Below are 17,973 nucleotides of genomic sequence, written 5' to 3'. Positions count from 1 at the left end.
CATGCAGTGCGACTACTTCGACCGCGGGGTGTGCCGCTCGTGCACGCTCATGCGGCAGCCGTACGCCGGGCAGGTCCTCGACAAGGAACTCCGGACGCGCGAACTCCTGCACGACGCGGTCGAGGCCGCAGGGGGTCCGGGCTCGGTCGAGTGGCTGCCCGCGATCACCAGCCCCGAGTCCGCGTACCGCAACAAGGCGAAGATGGTGGTCGGCGGGACCGTCCAGCACCCGACGGTCGGCATCCTCGACCACCGGCAGCGCGGGGTGGACCTGCGGCACTGCGGCATCTGCACGCTCGGGATCCAGCACGCGCTCCCGATCCTCGCCGGGTTCATCGCGGACGCCGGACTCATCCCGTACGACGTCGCCACCCGCCGGGGCGAGCTGAAGTTCGTGCTCGTGACGGAGTCGCCGGACGGGGAGCTCATGGTGCGGTTCGTCCTGCGCTCCGAGGGACAGCTGGCGCGCCTCCGGCAGCACCTCGACGCGCTCCACCGGGTGCTGCCGAACGCCGTCGTCGTCACCGTGAACCTGCTCCCGGAGCACAAGGCCGTCACCGAGGGGGAGCGGGAGATCGTGCTCACCGAGCGGGAGACGCTCTCGATGCGACTCGGTGACGTCACGATGCACCTCCGCCCGCAGAGCTTCTTCCAGACGAACACGCACGTGGCCACCGAGCTGTACGCCCAGGCCTCGGCGTGGATCGACGAGGTGGCGCCGGCGTCGATGTGGGACCTCTACTGCGGCGTCGGCGGCTTCGCCCTGCACGCCGCCCGCCCCGGTCGCGCGGTGACGGGCATCGAGACCAGCCGCGAGGCCGTGCGGTCGGCGGGGCAGTCGGCGCGCGAGGCCGGCCTCGAGGGCGTCCGCTTCGCCGCGGACGACGCGACCGAGCACGCGCTCCGTGCCCGTCCCGACGCCGTCCCCGAGCTCGTCGTCGTCAACCCGCCGCGGCGCGGGATCGGCGAGACGCTGTCGACCTGGCTCGAGGAGTCGGACGTCCGGCACGTCGTCTACTCGAGCTGCAACCCGGTGACCCTGGCGAAGGACCTCGCGCGGATGCCGTCGCTGCGCCTGCGGCGCGCGCGGGTGCTCGACATGTTCCCGCAGACCGGCCACCTGGAAGCGGTGACGCTGCTGTCCCGAGGGTGACCGACCGGCGGACGGGAGGCGCGGGTCGGCGCCGCCACGTGCCTCCTGGCCGTCATTGCCAGGGAATTGCCAAGGTGGCGTACCCGGGTCCGCCGCGATGACCATGCCCATGGGGATCCACGCGTACAGGTTCCGTCCCCGGAGACATAGCACCAACGGGTAGAACCGTTTGTCTCGGTTTGATAACGGTGAAGAGTTTCCTATGGTGGCCGACCGAGGCGCCCCCGGCACGAGACCACTGCCCCCGGTGGCGCACCCCACGACACGACCGCGATCGGTCGGGACGGGCAGTGGCGATCGGCTCTCGATCCGTGGTCCCGGTGGAGCAATCAACCATGAAGAAGCTTTCTCGTACCCGCACCATCGTCGGTGGCCTCGCCTTCGCAGGCATCGCCGCGACGGGTGTCGGCCTCGCGGCGGCGCCCGCGAACGCAGCATCCGGCTCGACCTGGGACGCCCTCGCGCAGTGCGAGTCCGGCGGCAACTGGGCGATCAACACCGGCAACGGCTACTACGGCGGCCTCCAGTTCAACCTCGGCACCTGGCAGGCGAACGGCGGCACGGGCAACCCGGCCTCCGCGAGCCGTGCGACCCAGATCGCCGTCGCCGAGCGCGTCCTCGCCTCCCAGGGCTGGGGCGCATGGCCGGCCTGCTCCGCCCAGCTCGGGCTGAGCGGCACGACCGGCGCCGCCCCGCAGGCCGCCGCTCCGGCTCCGGCTGCCGCCTCAGGTGGCTCGGCCGCCAGCGCCTCGGTGCCGAACCCGACGCAGGACGCCTCGGCCTCCGGCTACGTCACCCCGCTCGTGCGGAAGCTCGCGAACGAGCAGGGTGTCGACCTCTCGACCGTCACCGGCTCCGGCGTCGGCGGACGCATCCGCAAGGAAGACGTCCTCGCCGCTGCCGAAGCCGCTGCGAAGGCCCCGGCCGCCGGTGGTTCCGCCGCTGCGGCCCCGGCCGGCCCCTTCGTCGCCGAGGTCTCGCCGCTGCGTGGCACCCGCGAGAAGATGACCCGCCTCCGCAAGGTCGTCGCCGAGCGCGCCGTGCAGTCGATGACCTCGACCGCGCAGCTCACCAGCGTCGTCGAGGTGGACGTGACCAAGGTCGCGCAGTTCCGTGACGCGCACAAGGCCGAGTTCCTCGAGAAGACCGGTTCGAAGCTCTCCTTCATGCCGTTCTTCGCCCTCGCGGCGTCCGAGGCGCTCAAGGCGCACCCGAAGATCAACTCGACCGTCGAGGGCGAGGAGATCGTCTACCCGGAGACCGAGAACGTCTCGATCGCGGTGGACACCGAGCGCGGCCTGCTCACCCCGGTGATCAAGGACGCGGCGTCGCTGAACCTGGCGCAGTTCTCGCAGTCGATCGCGGACCTCGCCGAGCGCACCCGCAACAACCAGCTCAAGCCGGACGAGCTCGCGGGTGGCACGTTCACGCTGACGAACACCGGTTCGCGTGGCGCGCTGTTCGACACCCCCGTGGTGTTCCTGCCGCAGTCGGCGATCCTCGGCACGGGCATCGTGACGAAGCGTCCGGCGGTCGTGAAGGTCGACGGGCAAGAGGCCATCGCGATCCGTTCGTTCGTCTACCTCGCGCTGTCGTACGACCACCGCATCATCGACGGCGCCGACGCGTCGCGCTACCTCGTCGCGGTGAAGAACCGCCTCGAGGAGGGCAACTTCGGCCCGAACCTCGGGTACTGAGCCCAGCGCTCGTCGTACTCCGGACGGCCCCGATCCCACTGTGGATCGGGGCCGTTCCCCGTTTCTGGCGTGTTCAGCCGATCGTGAAGGCCACCGCCGCGGTCAGCCCCGCCGCGACCACCATCCCCACCAGCGCTCGTCGGAGCGGCAGCCGTCTCCCACCGCCGATCGGGAGGCCGTGCTCGACGACCCCGCGCAGCGCCGTCTCGAGGGAACCAGCCGGCCCCGGTGGCATCGACGTGCGCTCGGGCAACCCGACGAGCAGGTCGTCCGACGGCCGTTCCCAGCGGATCGGGCGCGGCGCCGCGGCGGCCCGGACCACCGCCAGCGCCGCACGCAGCGCCGTCGTGTCGCCGTCGAGGGCCTCGGCGAGAGCGCCATCGACGGCCGGACGGTCCGGCGCACCTGCCTCGGTCCGCTCCCACACCAGCCGGGCCGCGAGGACCAGGACCCTCGCGCCGCTCTGGTCGGACCGACGGACGCCGTCCGACCCGGGTGGCCGGTCGCACAGCACGACCGCACCGGCATCGTCCACCAGGACGTCGTCGAGCCCCGCGGAGCCGATCTGGACCGCGCCGGACCGTTCGGTCACTGCGAGCTCGAGCATCGGCACGGTGAGCGTCACGGCGACACCGGTGGTCGGCGTGCCGAGGGTGTCGAGTGCCGCGGACAGCACCGTCCCCGCGGGACGGAGGACGTCGACGGCGAGCCGTCCGTCCGCCAGCCGGCCGACGCCGACGACCGGGACGAGGTGCCGCGCCGAGGGATCCGGGGCGACGGCGGCGCGGTCGGCGAACCAGGCGAGCAACGGCTGCTCGTCGTCCACCGCGTGCCACCGGACGTGATCGGAGAGCGTCTGCATCCGGACAGCCTGGCCGGGCCCGCCCAGCCTCCGGCGGACGGGACGCCGTCCTGTGGAGAACGCTGTTCGCCCACAGCCAGAGCATCGACGGTCCTCGGAAGTCGGGACAGGCCGTATCCTGGTCGCATGGCACGCAGCAGTTCTCAAGGTACGACGGCGAAGGAGCCGGGTCGTCTCAAGCAGATGTACCAGGTCTTCACGATGACCCGTCGGGCGGACCCGAGCTCCGTCTGGTGGTTCGCCCTGGCGTTCGTCGTCCCGGTGGTGCTGGGCGTCCTGCTCGCCCTGCTGCTGCCCGGGCAGAACTGGCTCGCGATCATCCTCTGGATCGTGGCCGGCGTGCTGCTGGGTGTACTGCTCTTCCTGATCGTCCTCGGTCGGCTGGCCGAACGTGCCGCCTACTCGCAGATCGAGGGGCAGCCCGGTGCCGTGGGTGCCGTGCTGTCGAACTCGCTCCGCCGTCAGTGGCGCTCGAGCGAGATGCCGGTCGCGGTGCACGGTCGTTCGCAGGCCGCTGTCTACCGGGCCGTCGGCACCCCGGGTGTCGTGCTCATCACCGAGGGCCAGCGCGGCAACCTCAACCGCCAGGTCGACGAGGAGCGCCGCAAGGTCCAGCGCATCGTCCCGAACGTCCCGGTGCACGTCGTGCACGTGGCCAGCGGCAAGGACGGCGACGGTGACGACTCCGTGACGCTGCACAAGCTCCCCCGTGCGATGAACAAGTTCAAGAAGGCGCTCAACCGCAACGAGGTCCTGGCGGTCGCGAACCGGCTCGACTCCCTCACGCAGAGCCCGGCCGCGGCGATCCCGAAGGGGATGGACCCGATGCGGGCCCGCGCGGGACGTCCGCGCTGACGGACTCCCCCACAGACGACGAACGCCCCCGACCGTGCCAGGTCGGGGGCGTTCTGCGTCGGCGGGCCGCGTGGCGGGGTGGGCGGTGGCGCGGTGGGGTCAGCGGCGTCGCGCAGTACGGCTCTCGCCTGTCGGTGCGAGGTCGACCACGCGGTGCGGGCTCGAAGTGCGGCACCGAGTGGGCAACTTCATGCCCGGCGAAGCACCTCGCACCGTGCAGCGCGGGTCCCGTGCGCTGGCGGTCCGAACGTCGGCGATGGGTCGATCGCGCACCGTGCGAGGTTCGGCGCACCGTGGGACGGGCGCCTGCTCGCACGGAGGACGGAACCTCGCACCGTGCTGCGCCGCGCTCTCACGCCGCCCGCTCCGCGCCGCTGCGCGCTCAGCGCCCCGCGCCGCCGCGCTCTCGCGCCGCCCGCGCCACGCGCTCCGCGCCGCAGCCCCCTCAGCGCCGCACCAACACCGTCCCCGCGATCCGGTCGTGCGCCCCACGGCTGTCGCGGTCGATGATCAGCGCCGGCACGACCAGGCACAGCAGCACCGTCCGCACCACCGGCCGCCAGACCCCGACGTACCCGCCGCGCATCGGCACCACCCGGAGCCCGACGCACACGTGCCCGAACGACCCCGACAGCAGGCAGATGAACAGGATCTGCAGCACGGCGAAGATCGCGATCTGGATCCACGAGTGCGCGATGTCCCCCGAGCCGTTCACGGGCGACCACACACCGGTCACGTACGCCACGAGGTCGGCCAGCGCACCGTCGATCAGCAGGGCCACGATCCGGCGGCCGATCCGCCCGACGCTGCGGGGCCCCTCTTCCGGCAGACCGAGGTCCTTGCCCGGCCAGCCGTCAGGATGCCCCGATCCCCCGGAGGACGACGCGGACGACGAACTGGTGCTGCGGGCCATGGTCCCAGCGTAGGCGAACGGGTCGACGTAACACGCACGAAACAATCCAGTCATGTCCGGGAAACTCGGTGTCAATAGCCTCGTCGGAGGGTGCCGAGATGGACCCTCCGACATCACCCAACCCATTGGAGATCGGCCCACATGTTCAGCGATTCCTCCGAGGTCCTGGCCTTCATCAAGGACACCGACGTCAAGTTCCTCGACATCCGGTTCACGGACCTGCCGGGTGTGCAGCAGCACTTCAACATCCCGGCCTCCACCGTCGACGAGGACTTCTTCTCGGTCGGCCAGCTCTTCGACGGCTCCTCGATCCGCGGCTTCGCGTCGATCCACGAGTCCGACATGCAGCTCATCCCCGACGTGACGACGGCGTACATCGACCAGTTCCGCGCCGAGCGCACGCTGATCATGATCTTCGACATCTACAACCCGCGGAACGGCGAGATCTACGGCCGTGACCCGCGTCAGGTCGCCAAGAAGGCGGAGAAGTACCTCGCGTCGACGGGCATCGCGGACACCGCGTTCTTCGCCCCCGAGGCCGAGTTCTACATCTTCGACGACGTCCGCTACTCGGTCACCCAGAACAAGTCGTTCTACTCGGTCGACTCCGAGGAGGGCGCCTGGAACACCGGTCGCGAGGAAGAGGGCGGCAACCTCGCCAACAAGACCCCCTACAAGGGCGGCTACTTCCCCGTGTCGCCGGTCGACAAGACGGCCGACCTCCGCGACGACATCACCCTCAAGCTGATCGAGGCGGGCTTCGAGCTCGAGCGCTCGCACCACGAGGTGGGCACCGGCGGCCAGCAGGAGATCAACTACAAGTTCGACACGATGGTCCACGCCGCGGACGACATCCTGAAGTTCAAGTACATCGTCAAGAACACCGCCGACCAGTGGGGCAAGGTCGCCACGTTCATGCCGAAGCCGCTCTTCGGTGACAACGGTTCGGGCATGCACACCCACCAGTCCCTCTGGAGCGACGGCAAGCCGCTGTTCTACGACGAGAACGGCTACGGCGGCCTGTCCGACCTCGCCCGCTGGTACATCGGTGGCATCCTCAAGCACGCCCCGGCGCTGCTCGCCTTCACGAACCCGTCGATCAACTCGTACCACCGTCTGGTGAAGGGCTTCGAGGCCCCGGTCAACCTGGTCTACTCGGCCGGCAACCGCTCCGCCGCGATCCGCATCCCGATCACGGGCACGAACCCCAAGGCCAAGCGCATCGAGTTCCGCGCGCCGGACGCCTCGGGCAACCCGTACCTCGCGTTCGCCGCGCAGCTGATGGCGGGCCTCGACGGCATCCAGAACCGCATCGAGCCGCACGAGCCGGTCGACAAGGACCTCTACGAGCTCCCGCCGGAAGAGGCGAAGGGCATCCCCCAGGTCCCCGGCTCCCTCGACGAGGCGCTCGACGCGCTCGAGGCGGACCACGAGTTCCTCACGAAGGGCAACGTCTTCACCGAGGACCTCATCCAGACCTGGATCGACTACAAGCGCGAGAACGAGATCCTCCCGCTCGCGCAGCGCCCGCACCCGTTCGAGTACGAGCTCTACTTCGGCGTCTGACACGCACCGCACCACGAACGCCCCCGCACCGGTTCTCCGGTGCGGGGGCGTTCCGCTGTGTCTCGGCGGCGGACCCGGCCACCGGGTGCGAACGTGCCTGCCTGGAGGCGCGGCGCACGCCCGGCGGGCCGGCACCGCGCCTCCAGGCAGGCACGTCCACTGCCGAAGCGACGGATCGTGCCGGACCGCGCCGAACGCGCCAGGTCCGCCGGGCACACGAGAACGGGGCCCGTGCCGCCCCGGCACAGACCCCGCTTCGCGTCCGGGCGACTACCGCGCGGTGGCCACCGCGTCGTTCGTCCCCGCAGCGACGCTCACGGGTGCACCCGTGACCGGAGTGGGCCGTCCCAGGGAACGGACGGTCCAACCCGCCTTGACCCAGTCGGCGACCGGGAGGCAGTTGCGGGCGTCGATCACCGTGCGACGCCCCACGATCGAGGCGAGCGCCGCGGGGTCTGCGGCGATGACCTCGTCCCACTCGGTGAGGACGAGCACGACGTCGGCGTCCTCGATCGCACCCTCCATCGACGACGAGTAGGTGAGCGTCGGGAAGGAGCGGCGGGCGGTCTCCATCGCCTCCGGGTCCCACAGGGTGACCTGGGCGCCGCGGAGGTGCAGCGCAGCGGCGACGTTGAGCGCCGGCGAGTCGCGGACGTCGTCGGTGAGGGGCTTGAACGCCGCCCCGACCACGGCCACGCGACGGTTCAGCACGGAGCCGCCGAGCGCGTCGATCGTCATGTCGATGACGCGCTCGCGCTGCCCCATGTTGATCTCGTCGACCTGCTGCATGAGGCCGACGACACGACCGGCACCGAGCTCGTTCGCGCGGTGCATGAGCGCCCGGATGTCCTTCGGCAGGCAGCCACCGCCGAAGCCGAGGCCGGCGTTCAGGAACTTGCGGCCGATGCGGGCGTCGTGCCCGAGCGCGTCCGCGAGGGTGGACACGTCCGCACCGGTGATCGCGCACATCTCGGAGATCGCGTTGATGAACGAGATCTTCGTGGCGAGGAACGCGTTCGCGCTGACCTTGACGAGCTCCGCCGTGGCGAGGTCGGTCGTGATGACCGGGGTGCCCTCGGCGATGGGTGCGGCGTAGACCTCGCGGATCACGGCGTCGGCCGACGCGGAGGCACCGCCCCAGACGAGCCGGTCCGGGTGCAGCGTGTCGTCGACGGCCTTGCCCTCGCGCAGGAACTCGGGGTTCCAGATGAGCTCGGCGTCGATGCCCGACGGGGTGAACTCGCGGACGATGCCGCGGAGCCGCTCGGCCGTGCCCACCGGGACCGTCGACTTGCCGACGATGAGGCCGGGGTGCGTGAGGTTCTCGGCGACACCGCGGGTGGCGTTCTCGACGTAGGTGAGGTTCGCGGCGTGCGACCCGGCGCGCTGCGGCGTCCCGACGCAGACGAAGTGGACGTCGGCCGCGGCCACGGCCTCGGGCAGCGACGCCGTGAAGCGGAGCTTGCCGCTCGCGACGTGCTTCGTGATGAGCTCCGGCAGGCCGGGCTCGTAGAACGGGACCTCGCCGGCCGACAGGGCTGCGAGCTTGGCGGGATCGACGTCCACGCCGATGGTCTCGAAGCCCATCTCGGCCATGGCGGCCGCGTGGGTGGCACCGAGGTAGCCGGTGCCGATGACGCTGATGACGGGTGCCGGACGGGAGTCTGCGGTCTTCTTCTGAGCGGTCACTGCTTGACCTCCTGCAGGTCGTAGTCGGTGTCGGTGCGCGAGATGCCGGCCACGAAGGCCTGGAGGCTGTCGGCGCGGGAGTTGAGTCGCCAGTCGTTCGTGGTGCGGACGCCGTCCACGACCGTGGTCGCGGTCTCGCTGAAGTACGAGAAGCCGATGACGTCGTCGTTGGCCGGTTCCGCGAGGCCGTCGAAGAGCGAGGTGATCCACTCCGCCTTCTGCCCGTTGGTCACGCTCGTCCCGGTCTCGGTCGCACCGATCTCACTGAGGAGGATCTTCTTGTCCGGTGCGATCTGGCGGAGCTGGGCGAGGGTCTTGCCGAACGTGTTGTCGAAGGTCGGCGACTCGGAGGCGGTGCGGTAGTACCCGCTCATCCCGACCCAGTCGACGTACTTCGACTCCGGGTAGTACTCACGCAGGTACTCGAGCTGCATGTACTTGTCGTTGCCGAGCTTGTCGATGCGGCTCGGCGCCCAGTTCCAGATGACGTACTTGTTCGCGCCGCTGGCCTGGAAGACGTCGTGCACGTGCTGCCACATCGCGACGTAGGACCCGGCCGCGTTCTGCTGCGCCGTCCCCTCGGACCAGTTGTACCAAGAGCCGTTCATCTCGTGGTCGAGCCGGATGACCATCGGCTGCACGTTCGCCGCGAGGGCCTTCGCGTACTTCGTGAGGTAGGCGTCGAACTTGCCCGAGACGATGTCCTCGTTCGTGTACCCGGGGACGTACTTCGCGTCGTTGCCCGTCTTGGCGGGTGCGGACTCCCAGGTCATGAGCGGCAGGCGGCCGTTCGCCCACGCGCGCTGGACGGCGGTGGCGTTGAAGTCCTGGTCGAAGCCCTGGAAGAAGCCGACCATGTTCGTGGCCTTGCCGACCTGCTGCGAGACCTCGTCGTACTCCGCCCAGTTGAAGGGCGACTGCGCGGTGTAGAGGCCGTACCAGCGAGCCGGCTGCGCCATGATCTGCGCCTTGGTGGGGACGGAGACCGGGGTCGTGCCGGGGTCCTTCGAGGGGCCGCCGTTCGGGTTCGTGACGCCGTGGTTGCCGGAGCCGGAACCGTTGCCGGAGCCACCGGAGCCGCTGCCCGAACCGGAGCCGCCGGAGCCGCTGGACCCGCTGCCGGAACCGTCGCCCGACCCTCCCGAACCCGACGCGCCGTCACCGGACCGTGCCCCGGCGGCCTTGGCGGCCCCGAGGTCGGACTGCAACGACGCGATCTGCGCCTTGAGCTCGGCGATCTGGTCGGCACGCGAGCCGGACTGCGCGGTCGAGGAGTCGAGCTTGCCCTCGAGCGCCCAGATCTTCTCCTGGGCGGCCGTGAGCTTCGTCTGGAGCTCGGCCGCCGAGATCTTCTTCTTCGGCGGCGTCACACCGAGCGCCTGGTGGACCGCGGTGGACACCGAGCCCGCCGGGGACACCCAGACGTTCCAGGTGATGAGTCCGAGGACGAGGACGATGGCGGTCGTCCCGACCGCGGTGAGACGTGCGTGCTTGCTGGACTGGGCCCACCAGGCACCTGAGGAGCGGATGAGGTCAGACAATGAGGAAGGCCTCCAGGGCGAAGATCGCGAAGCCGATGCAGTACGGGATCGCGGCGTACGGGTTGTACCGACGGACGCGTGCCGGGGCGGGGGCCGCCGCGGTCGCCGACTGCGACTGCGCTGCAGTGGCTGCCGAGCGGCGGGTCGCGAGCACCGTCGCGGTGGAGTTGGTGGTGGCGTCCGGGCCGAACAGGTCGTCGAACGCCCGGTCCACGGCGCGCTGGTCGTCGCCGTAGCCGGCTCCACCGGCCGGGGCCGGGGCCGCCGCGTCGATCGGGCTCACCGGGGTCTGGGTGGCGACGGCCGAGGGCTGCACCGCGTCCGCGGGGTCCTCCTCCATCGGTCCACCGGCGTACGCACCGGCACGGGTCCCCCAGCCGGACGCGTGCGCCAGGCGGAAGAAGCCGATGAGCCGGATCGGCATGAGGAAGAACGTCGACACGATGATGAACATCGGCAGGCGGAAGAAGTCGCTCGGCTTCTCGGCGAGGTGCCGCATCTGCCGGATCGCCATGCTGAGCACCGACGAGACGACCATGAGGGCGGCGACGTAGACGAAGCCGGTCGAGAAGCCGTACTGCTGCAGGATCCCCTGGTAGAGGTTCTCGCCCTGCCCGGTGAAGGCGCGGTAGATCCAGCCGGCGATCACGCCGAAGAGCATGAACGGCAGGATGATGTCGGTGAGGAAGAACACCGCGAGGATCGGCGCGTGGCCGAGCATCCACGGGAGCATCCGGAGCGTGTTGTACTGCGAACCACGGGCCCAGCGGAGCTGCTGCTTGAACAGCTTCTTCACCTGCAGCGGAGCGTCCGTGTAGACCAGCGAGGTGTACTGGTAGACGGTCCGGTACCCCTCCTTGAGCGTGAGGTTCGTCAGGGTCCGGTCGTCGGACACCTCGAGGAACACGCCCATGAACTTCTCGTGCATGAAGCGATCCATGACGCGCACGAGGATGTCACGGCGGAAGGCGATCGTGCGCCCGGGCAGGCAGCCGATCTGGCCGAGGACGCTCTGCGCGGGCATCGAGTACAGCGCGCGGGAGTTCTCCAGCCAGTCCGCCCAGCGGGTGATCCAGCTGCGGGTCGGCTCGAGGATGCGCTGGCGCGTCGTCACGCCACCGACCGAGGCGTCCGCGAACGGCTTGAGCAGCTCGTCGAGGGTGCCGGGCGTCCACACCGTGTCCGAGTCGACGAGCACGGTGATGTCGCCGTTGGACATCTCGGTGCCGACCTTGACGGCGTTGCGCTTGCCCGGGATGGGCGTGTGCGTCCAGCGGACGAGTGGGGCGAACTCGTCACAGACCGCTTCGAGGGCCTCGTTGCGGGCGCCGTTGATGACGACGATGATCTCGCCGGGACGCTGCTCGACCATGCGGCCGATCACGTCGCGGAAGAGGTCGAGCGGTTCGTCCACGACGGGGACGACGACGCTCGTGGTGCCGGTGTAGGTGCCGGTGTAGGGGCGGTAGCGGGCGGACAGGATGACCTTGAGCAGCCAGAGCAACCAGATCACCGCGGAGTACACGGCGAACAGGTAGAACTCGGGGTGCCCTTCGACCATCTGCCTGATCTGCAGAATGAAGGTGAACATCGATCCCTGCTTCAACGTTCGAGGTGGAGATTCCGCGTCGTTGGGGAATCAGGGCCGGTTCGGGTGACCCCATTGATGCAGAACCGTGACCCGGTGCGCAACGCGACCCCCGACCGGGGGCGTTACGGGCACGTTACGGGGTACACCACGGTCCCCCTCCGCGTGTGGTCATCGTGTCCGCACTGGTGCTGACAGCACTCCGGTGGACCGCGTTCACCCTGCCACTCACCCTGTACGGGTGGTGGACGGCCCAGGAGGCGCGGCTCGACCCCCAGCGAAAGCCCTGTTCAGGTCGTGGTCGCCGGGCGCGCCGCGAGCAGCTCCGGCCGTCGCCTCGCGTCGACGTGGCCAGCAGGATCACGTCCCGGTAACGGACGCCGGAGTTCGACCGGCCGGGGTACAGGCAGATGTCGAACGGGGGACGCTGCACGTTACGGGGAATTCACTTCCGAGGACGTGTCAACTCGCTGCGAAACACGTCGGTCCGGGCGTGTCGCGAAGGGCGTCAGGCGCCGTAGAACTCGCGCTCGAAGACCTGACGTGCCCGGCGGGTGACCCCGAGGTAGTCCTCCTCGAGCTCCGAGGCGGACCCCGGCGGGTACTCCATCAGGCGTGCGATGCCTTCGAGCTGCACCCGGTCGACGGGCAGCACGTCGGTGGTCTTGCCCGACCAGAGCACCAGCGCGCTCCGGGTCCGCGAGGCGAAGCGCCAGGCGGCACCGAGACGCTCGGCGTCGTCGGGGGCGACGAGTCCGGCGTCGCGGGCGGCGTCGAGCGCCTCGAGCGTGGACGTCGTCCGGAGGCCGGGGATCGTCAGCGCGTGCTGCAGCTGGAGGAGCTGGACGAACCACTCCACGTCGCTCAGGGAACCGCGGCCGAGCTTGAGGTGCCGGGCCGGGTCCGCACCGCGCGGGAGGCGTTCGGACTCGACGCGGGCCTTGATGCGTCGGACCTCGCGCACCTGCTGGTCGTCGATGTGCTCGGGGTAGCGCGTGCGGTCGGCGAGGTGCTCGAAGTCCCGGAGGAGATGCGCGTCCCCGACCGCCCCGCGGGCCCGGAGCAACGCCTGGGCCTCCCACGTGAGCGACCAGCGGGCGTAGTACGCGCCGTAGGAGTCGAGCGTGCGCACCACGGGGCCGTTCTTGCCCTCGGGGCGGAGGTCGATGTCGAGGTCGAACGGGTGGATCGCGTCGTCGGTCAACCGGGCGAGCTCCCGCACGATGGTCTGCGCCGCTCGCGAAGCCTGTTCGGACGGGACGTCCTCGGTCGCCCGGTACACGTAGAGGACGTCGGCGTCCGAGCCGAAGCCGAGTTCACGGCCGCCGTACCGCCCCATCGCGATGACGCCGAACTCCAGGCCTGCCGGGGCGTCCCGTCGCGCGAGCGTGAGGGCACCGGCCAGCGTCGACTCCGTGACGTCGCTCAACGCCGGGCCGAGGGCATCGACGTCGAGGTGGCCGAGCACGGCGGCCATGCCGAGCCGGAGCGTCTCACGCCGGCGGGCGGACCGGACGAGAGCGGCCGCGCCGTCCACGTCGTCCCCGTGCCGTGCCGTCGTCGCCGTGACCTCGGCGAGCAGCGACTCGATCGGCCGGGGGCGCAGCAGCGCCTCCGGTTCGTCGAGCCAGGCCACCGCCTCGGGGAAGCGTTCGAGCAGCCCGGACAGGAACGCCGACTCCGAGAGCACGGTGGTGAGCGAGTGCGCCGCGCCGGAGGAGTCCCGGAGCATGCGGAGGAACCAGCTCGACTCCCCCAGGGTGTCGCTCAGCCGGCGGAAGGCCAGGAGCGCCCGGTCCGGTGCCGGTCCCTCGGCCATCCAGCGCAGGAGCACCGGCAGGAGGTTCCGCTGGATCGCCGCCCGGCGGCTCGTGCCCTGCGTCAGGGCCCGGATGTGACCGAGTGCCCCGGCGGGGTCCGCGAAGCCGATCGCGCCGAGCCGGTCGACCGCCTGGACGCTGGTGAGCACGATGTCGCCGTCGCTCGCGGCCACCGCGGACAGGAGCGGTCGGTAGAACAGGCGCTCGTGCAGGCCGCGGACCTCGAGCTTCACGGCGCGCCACCGTGTCTCGAGCGCCGCAGCGGACCGTGCGAGACCGCTCGACCGGGCGAGCACCCGGAGCTCGTCCTCGTCGGAGGGCATCAGGTGGGTGCGCTGCAGGCGGCGGAGCTGGATGCGGTGCTCGAGCAGGCGGAGCAGGGCGTAGTCCGGCCCGAAGCGGGCGGCCTCGGCACGGCCGACGTAGCCGGCGTCGGTGAGCGCGTCCATCGCCTCGAGCGTGGACCGGACCCGCACGGTCTCGTCGTCGCGGCCGTGCACGAGCTGCAGCAGCTGCACGGTGAACTCGACGTCGCGCAGACCGCCCGGCCCGAGCTTGAGCTGCCGGTCGACCTCGTCGTCGGGGATGTTGTCGGTGACCCGCTGCCGCATGCGCTGCACGGACTCGACGAACCCCGGTCGCTGCGCGGACGTCCACACGAAGCCGGCGACCGCGGTGGCGTAGCGCTCCCCCAGGTCGACCGAACCCGCGATCGGCCGCGCCTTGAGCAGGGCCTGGAACTCCCACTCCTTCGCCCAGCGCTCGTAGTACGCCACGTGGGAGTCGAGCGTCCGGACGAGTGCGCCGTCCTTGCCCTCCGGCCGGAGGTTCGCGTCGACCTCCCACAGCGCCGGTTCGGCCGCGAGGTCGGTGATGGCGTGCGTGGCCGCGATCGCCAGCCGCGTGGCGATGAGCACGGCGCGGTCGGTCCCCACGCCCGTACCCGCTTCGTCGTCGCGGGTGGGTTCGGTGACGAAAATGACGTCGACGTCGCTGACGTAGTTGAGTTCGCGGGCGCCGGCCTTGCCCATCGCGATGACGGCGAGCGGCGTCGCCTCGACGTCGGCCGCGGGGAACGGGACCTCGCGCCGGGCGACGTCCACCGCGGCCTCGAGCGCGGCACCGGCGAGGTCGGCCAGCCCGGCCGCGACGGCGGGGAACGCCTCGGTCGGCGCGGCGTTCAGGACGTCGAACAGCGCGATCTGGGCCAGGTGCCGGCGGTAGCGCACCCGGAGCCGGAGTCGGGCGTCCTCGCCCGTGGCACCGTCGATCGCGGCGAGCAACGAGTCGGTGTACTCCTGCTGCGACCACGGCGCCGTCACGGGCGCCAGGAGCAGGTCGATCTCCGCCGGACGGCGGTGCAGGAACTCACCGAGCCCGACCGACGCCCCGAGGAGCCGCACGAGCCGTTCGGTGGCGGCGTCGTCCGCGAGGACCGGACGCAGTTCGTCCGGCGCGCGCTCGAGCAGCCGCTCGAGCGCGCGGAGTGCGCCGTCCGGATCGGCCGTGGACTCCCACAGTGCCGGGGACCCGCTCACCGGCACCTGCAGGTCGGGGCCGAACCGCGCCTCCAGGTCGGCGATGCGTTCCAGGCTCTCCGACAGCTCCGCGAAGCCCAGGCGGGCCAACTCGGAACGCGACGTCGTCGTCCGACCGGTCATGTGGTGCGTGCCCCCGGTACCGTCAGAGCGCGCCGAGGTTCGTGTCGAGCTCGAACGGCGTGACCTGGTCGCGGTAGGCCTTCCACTCCTGGCGCTTGTTCAGCAGCACGAAGTTGAAGACCTGCTCGCCGAGCGTCTCCGCCACGAGTTCCGAGTCCTCCATGAGGCTCAGCGCGTGGTCGAGGCTCGCCGGCAGCTGGCTGTACCCGAGGGCACGGCGCTCGGAGTCGGACAGGCTCCAGACGTTGTCCTCGGCCTCCGGCGGGAGCTCGTAGCCCTCGTCGATGCCCTTGAGCCCCGCGGCCAGCAGCAGCGAGTACGCGAGGTACGGGTTCGCCGCCGAGTCGATGCCGCGGTACTCGATGCGGGCGGACTGACCCTTGTTCGGCTTGTACAGCGGGACGCGCACGAGGGCCGAGCGGTTGTTGTGGCCCCAGGTCACGAACGACGGGGCCTCGTCACCGCCCCAGAGGCGCTTGTACGAGTTCACGAACTGGTTCGTGACCGCGGTGATCTCCGGCGCGTGCTTGAGGACACCGGCGATGAAGTGCTTCGCCGTGTCGGACAGCTGGTACTGGCCACCCGCCTCGTAGAAGGCGTTCTGGTCGCCCTCGAACAGCGACACGTGCGTGTGCATGCCCGAGCCCGGCTGGCCGGAGATCGGCTTCGGCATGAACGTCGCGTAGACGCCCTGCTCGATCGCGACCTCTTTCACGACGGTGCGGAACGTCATGATGTTGTCCGCCATCGTCAGTGCGTCGGCGTAGCGGAGGTCGATCTCGTTCTGGCCGGGGCCGGCCTCGTGGTGGGAGAACTCCACCGAGATGCCGAGGTCCTCGAGCATCCGGACGGACCGGCGACGGAAGTCGTGCGCGCTGCCGCCGGGGACGTTGTCGAAGTAGCCGGCGCGGTCGACGGGCTGCGGGCCGCCGTCCTTCCAGTCGCGGCTCTTCAGCAGGTAGAACTCGATCTCGGGGTGCGTGTAGAACGTGAAGCCGCGTTCGCTCGCCTTCGCCAGCGTGCGCTTGAGCACGTTGCGCGGGTCGGCGACGGCGGGCTGGCCGTCCGGCGTCGTGATGTCGCAGAACATCCGCGCGGTCGGGTCGATCTCGCCGCGCCACGGGAGGATCTGGAACGTCGACGGGTCCGGGTGGGCCAGGACGTCCGCCTCGTACGAGCGCGTGAGGCCCTCGATCGCGGAGCCGTCGAACCCGATGCCCTCGGCGAACGCGCCCTCGACCTCGGCCGGGGCGATCGCCACGGACTTCAGGGTCCCGATGACGTCCGTGAACCAGAGTCGGATGAACTTGATGCCCCGCTCCTCGATGGTGCGGAGCACGAAGTCCGTCTGCTTGTCCATTGACGCCCTTTCCGTGGTGCAGCTGGTCCAGCTGGGAGTCTCAGCCTATTGGTCTTCGTCGTCCCAACGCTCGTTGTTCGCCTTGATCCGGTCCAGGGCGTGTTGCGCTTCCTCACGCGAGGCGAACGGGCCGATCCGGTCGCGCTGCGGCGACTGCGGGCCCTGCTCGACGGCGTGCGTCTTCTCGTTGAACCACCACTGGGACTCGATGCGTTCGTCACTCATGCCGCCACCGTACCCAGGTGGGGCGGCCGCGGTGTGGCCACGCCGCGCCCCGCGCGCTGGGTGACCGCCTGGAGGCGCGGTGCCCGTCCGTCGGGCCGGCACCGCGCCTCCAGGCCCTCGCGTCCGCGCGACACGCGGCCCCGGCTAGAGTGGTCCGCATGCCCCGGGACGAACACGGACACCTGACCGCCGGCCGCATCTCCCCGCTGCGGTCCGTCCCGAAGGAGATCGAGCGTCCGGAGTACGTGGGCAAGGCCGAGCCGCACGAGCACGGACTCGGCGACACGTACACCCCGGACGAGGTCGAGCGGATCCGGACCGCCGGGCGCATCGCCTCCCAGGCCATCGACGCCGTGGGCGCGGCGATCCGGCCCGGTGTCACGACGGACGAGCTCGACCGGATCGGCCACGAGTTCGTCGTCGCGCACGGCGCCTACCCATCGACGCTCGGCTACCGCGGCTACCCGAAGTCCCTCTGCTCGAGCCTCAACGAGGTCATCTGCCACGGCATCCCCGACGACACCGTCCTGCAGGAGGGCGACCTCGTCAACATCGACATCACCGCCTACAAGGACGGGATGCACGGCGACACGAACCGCACCTTCATCGTCGGGCAGGCGTCGCAGGAGGTCGAGGACCTCGTGACCCGCACGCGACTCGCCCTCGAGCGCGGGATCAAGGCCGTCGCCCCGGGCCGGCAGGTGAACGTCATCGGCCGTGCCATCGAGGCGTACGCGAAGCGCTTCGGCTACGGCGTCGTCCGCGACTACACCGGCCACGGCGTCGGGCGGGCGTTCCACTCCGGGCTGATCATCCCCCACTACGACGCCCCGCGCTTCGACGACGTCATGGAGCCCGGCATGGTCTTCACGATCGAGCCGATGCTCACGCTCGGCGGCATCGACGCCGACATCTGGGCCGACGACTGGACCGTCTCCACCCGGGACAAGTCGTGGACCGCACAGTTCGAACACACCCTCGTCGTCACCGAGCGCGGCGCGGAACTCCTCACGGTCTCCTGACCTCCACACCGAAAGGCTCCT

Annotated in this window: 13 protein-coding genes; 5 read left to right on the top strand and 8 right to left on the bottom strand. The window is 70.5% G+C overall.

The annotated features are described in order from the left end of the window. Nucleotide 1 precedes the first annotated feature (1 nt). Nucleotides 2-1,153, top strand: coding sequence for a 23S rRNA (uracil(747)-C(5))-methyltransferase RlmC (rlmC, locus tag HWD93_RS03330; protein ID WP_261646030.1), 1,152 nt, complete (start codon nucleotides 2-4; stop codon nucleotides 1,151-1,153). A 335-nt stretch (nucleotides 1,154-1,488) separates the two neighbouring features. Continuing rightward, on the top strand, nucleotides 1,489-2,850 hold the full coding sequence (gene sucB / locus HWD93_RS03320) for a 2-oxoglutarate dehydrogenase, E2 component, dihydrolipoamide succinyltransferase (protein ID WP_306576915.1): 1,362 nt from the start codon (nucleotides 1,489-1,491) through the stop codon (nucleotides 2,848-2,850). Between the two features lie 73 nt (nucleotides 2,851-2,923). Here sucB and HWD93_RS03315 read toward each other — a convergent pair whose 3' ends face one another. Next, the gene (locus tag HWD93_RS03315) at nucleotides 2,924-3,712 is read right to left on the bottom strand and encodes a hypothetical protein (RefSeq protein WP_071295245.1); all 789 of its coding nucleotides are present in this window, start codon (nucleotides 3,710-3,712) and stop codon (nucleotides 2,924-2,926) included. Nucleotides 3,713-3,838: 126 nt separating this feature from the next. On the opposite strand from HWD93_RS03315, the gene HWD93_RS03310 reads away from it, so the two are divergent. Then, nucleotides 3,839-4,567 (top strand): DUF4191 family protein, encoded by a 729-nt coding sequence (locus tag HWD93_RS03310; RefSeq protein ID WP_071295244.1) that lies wholly within the window; start codon nucleotides 3,839-3,841, stop codon nucleotides 4,565-4,567. A 445-nt stretch (nucleotides 4,568-5,012) separates the two neighbouring features. Here HWD93_RS03310 and HWD93_RS03305 read toward each other — a convergent pair whose 3' ends face one another. Then, nucleotides 5,013-5,480 carry an RDD family protein gene (locus HWD93_RS03305; RefSeq protein WP_070418788.1) on the bottom strand — a complete coding sequence of 156 codons (468 nt, stop codon included), beginning with the start codon at nucleotides 5,478-5,480 and terminating at the stop codon, nucleotides 5,013-5,015. 141 nt (nucleotides 5,481-5,621) lie between these two features. On the opposite strand from HWD93_RS03305, the gene glnA (HWD93_RS03300) reads away from it, so the two are divergent. Beyond that, on the top strand, nucleotides 5,622-7,046 hold the full coding sequence (glnA, locus tag HWD93_RS03300) for a type I glutamate--ammonia ligase (protein ID WP_092387442.1): 1,425 nt from the start codon (nucleotides 5,622-5,624) through the stop codon (nucleotides 7,044-7,046). 270 nt (nucleotides 7,047-7,316) lie between these two features. On the opposite strand, the gene HWD93_RS03295 is transcribed toward glnA (HWD93_RS03300), so the two are convergent. The 6 genes from HWD93_RS03295 to HWD93_RS03270 form a co-directional block, all read right to left on the bottom strand. After that, on the bottom strand, nucleotides 7,317-8,735 hold the full coding sequence (locus HWD93_RS03295) for a UDP-glucose/GDP-mannose dehydrogenase family protein (RefSeq protein WP_070418786.1): 1,419 nt from the start codon (nucleotides 8,733-8,735) through the stop codon (nucleotides 7,317-7,319). Continuing rightward, nucleotides 8,732-10,276: a glycoside hydrolase family 26 protein gene (locus HWD93_RS03290; RefSeq protein ID WP_261646028.1), complete on the bottom strand. Its 1,545-nt coding sequence runs from the start codon at nucleotides 10,274-10,276 to the stop codon at nucleotides 8,732-8,734. Before HWD93_RS03290 ends, HWD93_RS03295 begins: the two co-directional genes overlap by 4 nt. Then, nucleotides 10,269-11,867 carry a glycosyltransferase family 2 protein gene (locus HWD93_RS03285; RefSeq protein ID WP_070418784.1) on the bottom strand — a complete coding sequence of 533 codons (1,599 nt, stop codon included), beginning with the start codon at nucleotides 11,865-11,867 and terminating at the stop codon, nucleotides 10,269-10,271. Before HWD93_RS03285 ends, HWD93_RS03290 begins: the two co-directional genes overlap by 8 nt. Before the next feature lie 505 nt (nucleotides 11,868-12,372). Continuing rightward, nucleotides 12,373-15,345, bottom strand: coding sequence for a bifunctional [glutamine synthetase] adenylyltransferase/[glutamine synthetase]-adenylyl-L-tyrosine phosphorylase (locus HWD93_RS03280; RefSeq protein WP_261646027.1), 2,973 nt, complete (start codon nucleotides 15,343-15,345; stop codon nucleotides 12,373-12,375). 22 nt (nucleotides 15,346-15,367) lie between these two features. Beyond that, nucleotides 15,368-16,705 (bottom strand): type I glutamate--ammonia ligase, encoded by a 1,338-nt coding sequence (gene glnA / locus HWD93_RS03275; protein ID WP_070418782.1) that lies wholly within the window; start codon nucleotides 16,703-16,705, stop codon nucleotides 15,368-15,370. Between the two features lie 45 nt (nucleotides 16,706-16,750). Beyond that, nucleotides 16,751-16,930 carry an SPOR domain-containing protein gene (locus HWD93_RS03270; RefSeq protein WP_070418781.1) on the bottom strand — a complete coding sequence of 60 codons (180 nt, stop codon included), beginning with the start codon at nucleotides 16,928-16,930 and terminating at the stop codon, nucleotides 16,751-16,753. A 158-nt stretch (nucleotides 16,931-17,088) separates the two neighbouring features. Here HWD93_RS03270 and map point away from each other — a divergent pair, with 158 nt between their 5' ends. Then, complete coding sequence (gene map / locus HWD93_RS03265) at nucleotides 17,089-17,952, top strand: type I methionyl aminopeptidase (protein ID WP_261646026.1); 864 nt, start codon at nucleotides 17,089-17,091, stop codon at nucleotides 17,950-17,952. Nucleotides 17,953-17,973: the final 21 nt, after the last annotated feature.

This window comes from Curtobacterium sp. C2H10, from assembly GCF_025407985.1.
Taxonomy (GTDB): Bacteria; Actinomycetota; Actinomycetes; order Actinomycetales; family Microbacteriaceae; genus Curtobacterium.
The sequence above is the reverse complement of the archived record's forward strand: the minus strand, read 5'-3'. Positions and strand labels throughout refer to the sequence as shown.

Excerpts from the sequence above, each read along its gene's own strand:
- HWD93_RS03270 (WP_070418781.1), bottom strand. The coding sequence starts at position 16,930 with ATGAGTGACGAACGCATCGAGTCCCAGTGGTGGTTCAACGAGAAGACG.
- map (WP_261646026.1), top strand. The coding sequence starts at position 17,089 with ATGCCCCGGGACGAACACGGACACCTGACCGCCGGCCGCATCTCCCCG.
- HWD93_RS03310 (WP_071295244.1), top strand. The coding sequence starts at position 3,839 with ATGGCACGCAGCAGTTCTCAAGGTACGACGGCGAAGGAGCCGGGTCGT.
- HWD93_RS03285 (WP_070418784.1), bottom strand. The coding sequence starts at position 11,867 with ATGTTCACCTTCATTCTGCAGATCAGGCAGATGGTCGAAGGGCACCCC.
- HWD93_RS03315 (WP_071295245.1), bottom strand. The coding sequence starts at position 3,712 with ATGCAGACGCTCTCCGATCACGTCCGGTGGCACGCGGTGGACGACGAG.
- glnA (WP_092387442.1), top strand. The coding sequence starts at position 5,622 with ATGTTCAGCGATTCCTCCGAGGTCCTGGCCTTCATCAAGGACACCGAC.
- HWD93_RS03280 (WP_261646027.1), bottom strand. The coding sequence starts at position 15,345 with ATGACCGGTCGGACGACGACGTCGCGTTCCGAGTTGGCCCGCCTGGGC.
- sucB (WP_306576915.1), top strand. The coding sequence starts at position 1,489 with ATGAAGAAGCTTTCTCGTACCCGCACCATCGTCGGTGGCCTCGCCTTC.
- rlmC (WP_261646030.1), top strand. The coding sequence starts at position 2 with ATGCAGTGCGACTACTTCGACCGCGGGGTGTGCCGCTCGTGCACGCTC.
- HWD93_RS03305 (WP_070418788.1), bottom strand. The coding sequence starts at position 5,480 with ATGGCCCGCAGCACCAGTTCGTCGTCCGCGTCGTCCTCCGGGGGATCG.
- glnA (WP_070418782.1), bottom strand. The coding sequence starts at position 16,705 with ATGGACAAGCAGACGGACTTCGTGCTCCGCACCATCGAGGAGCGGGGC.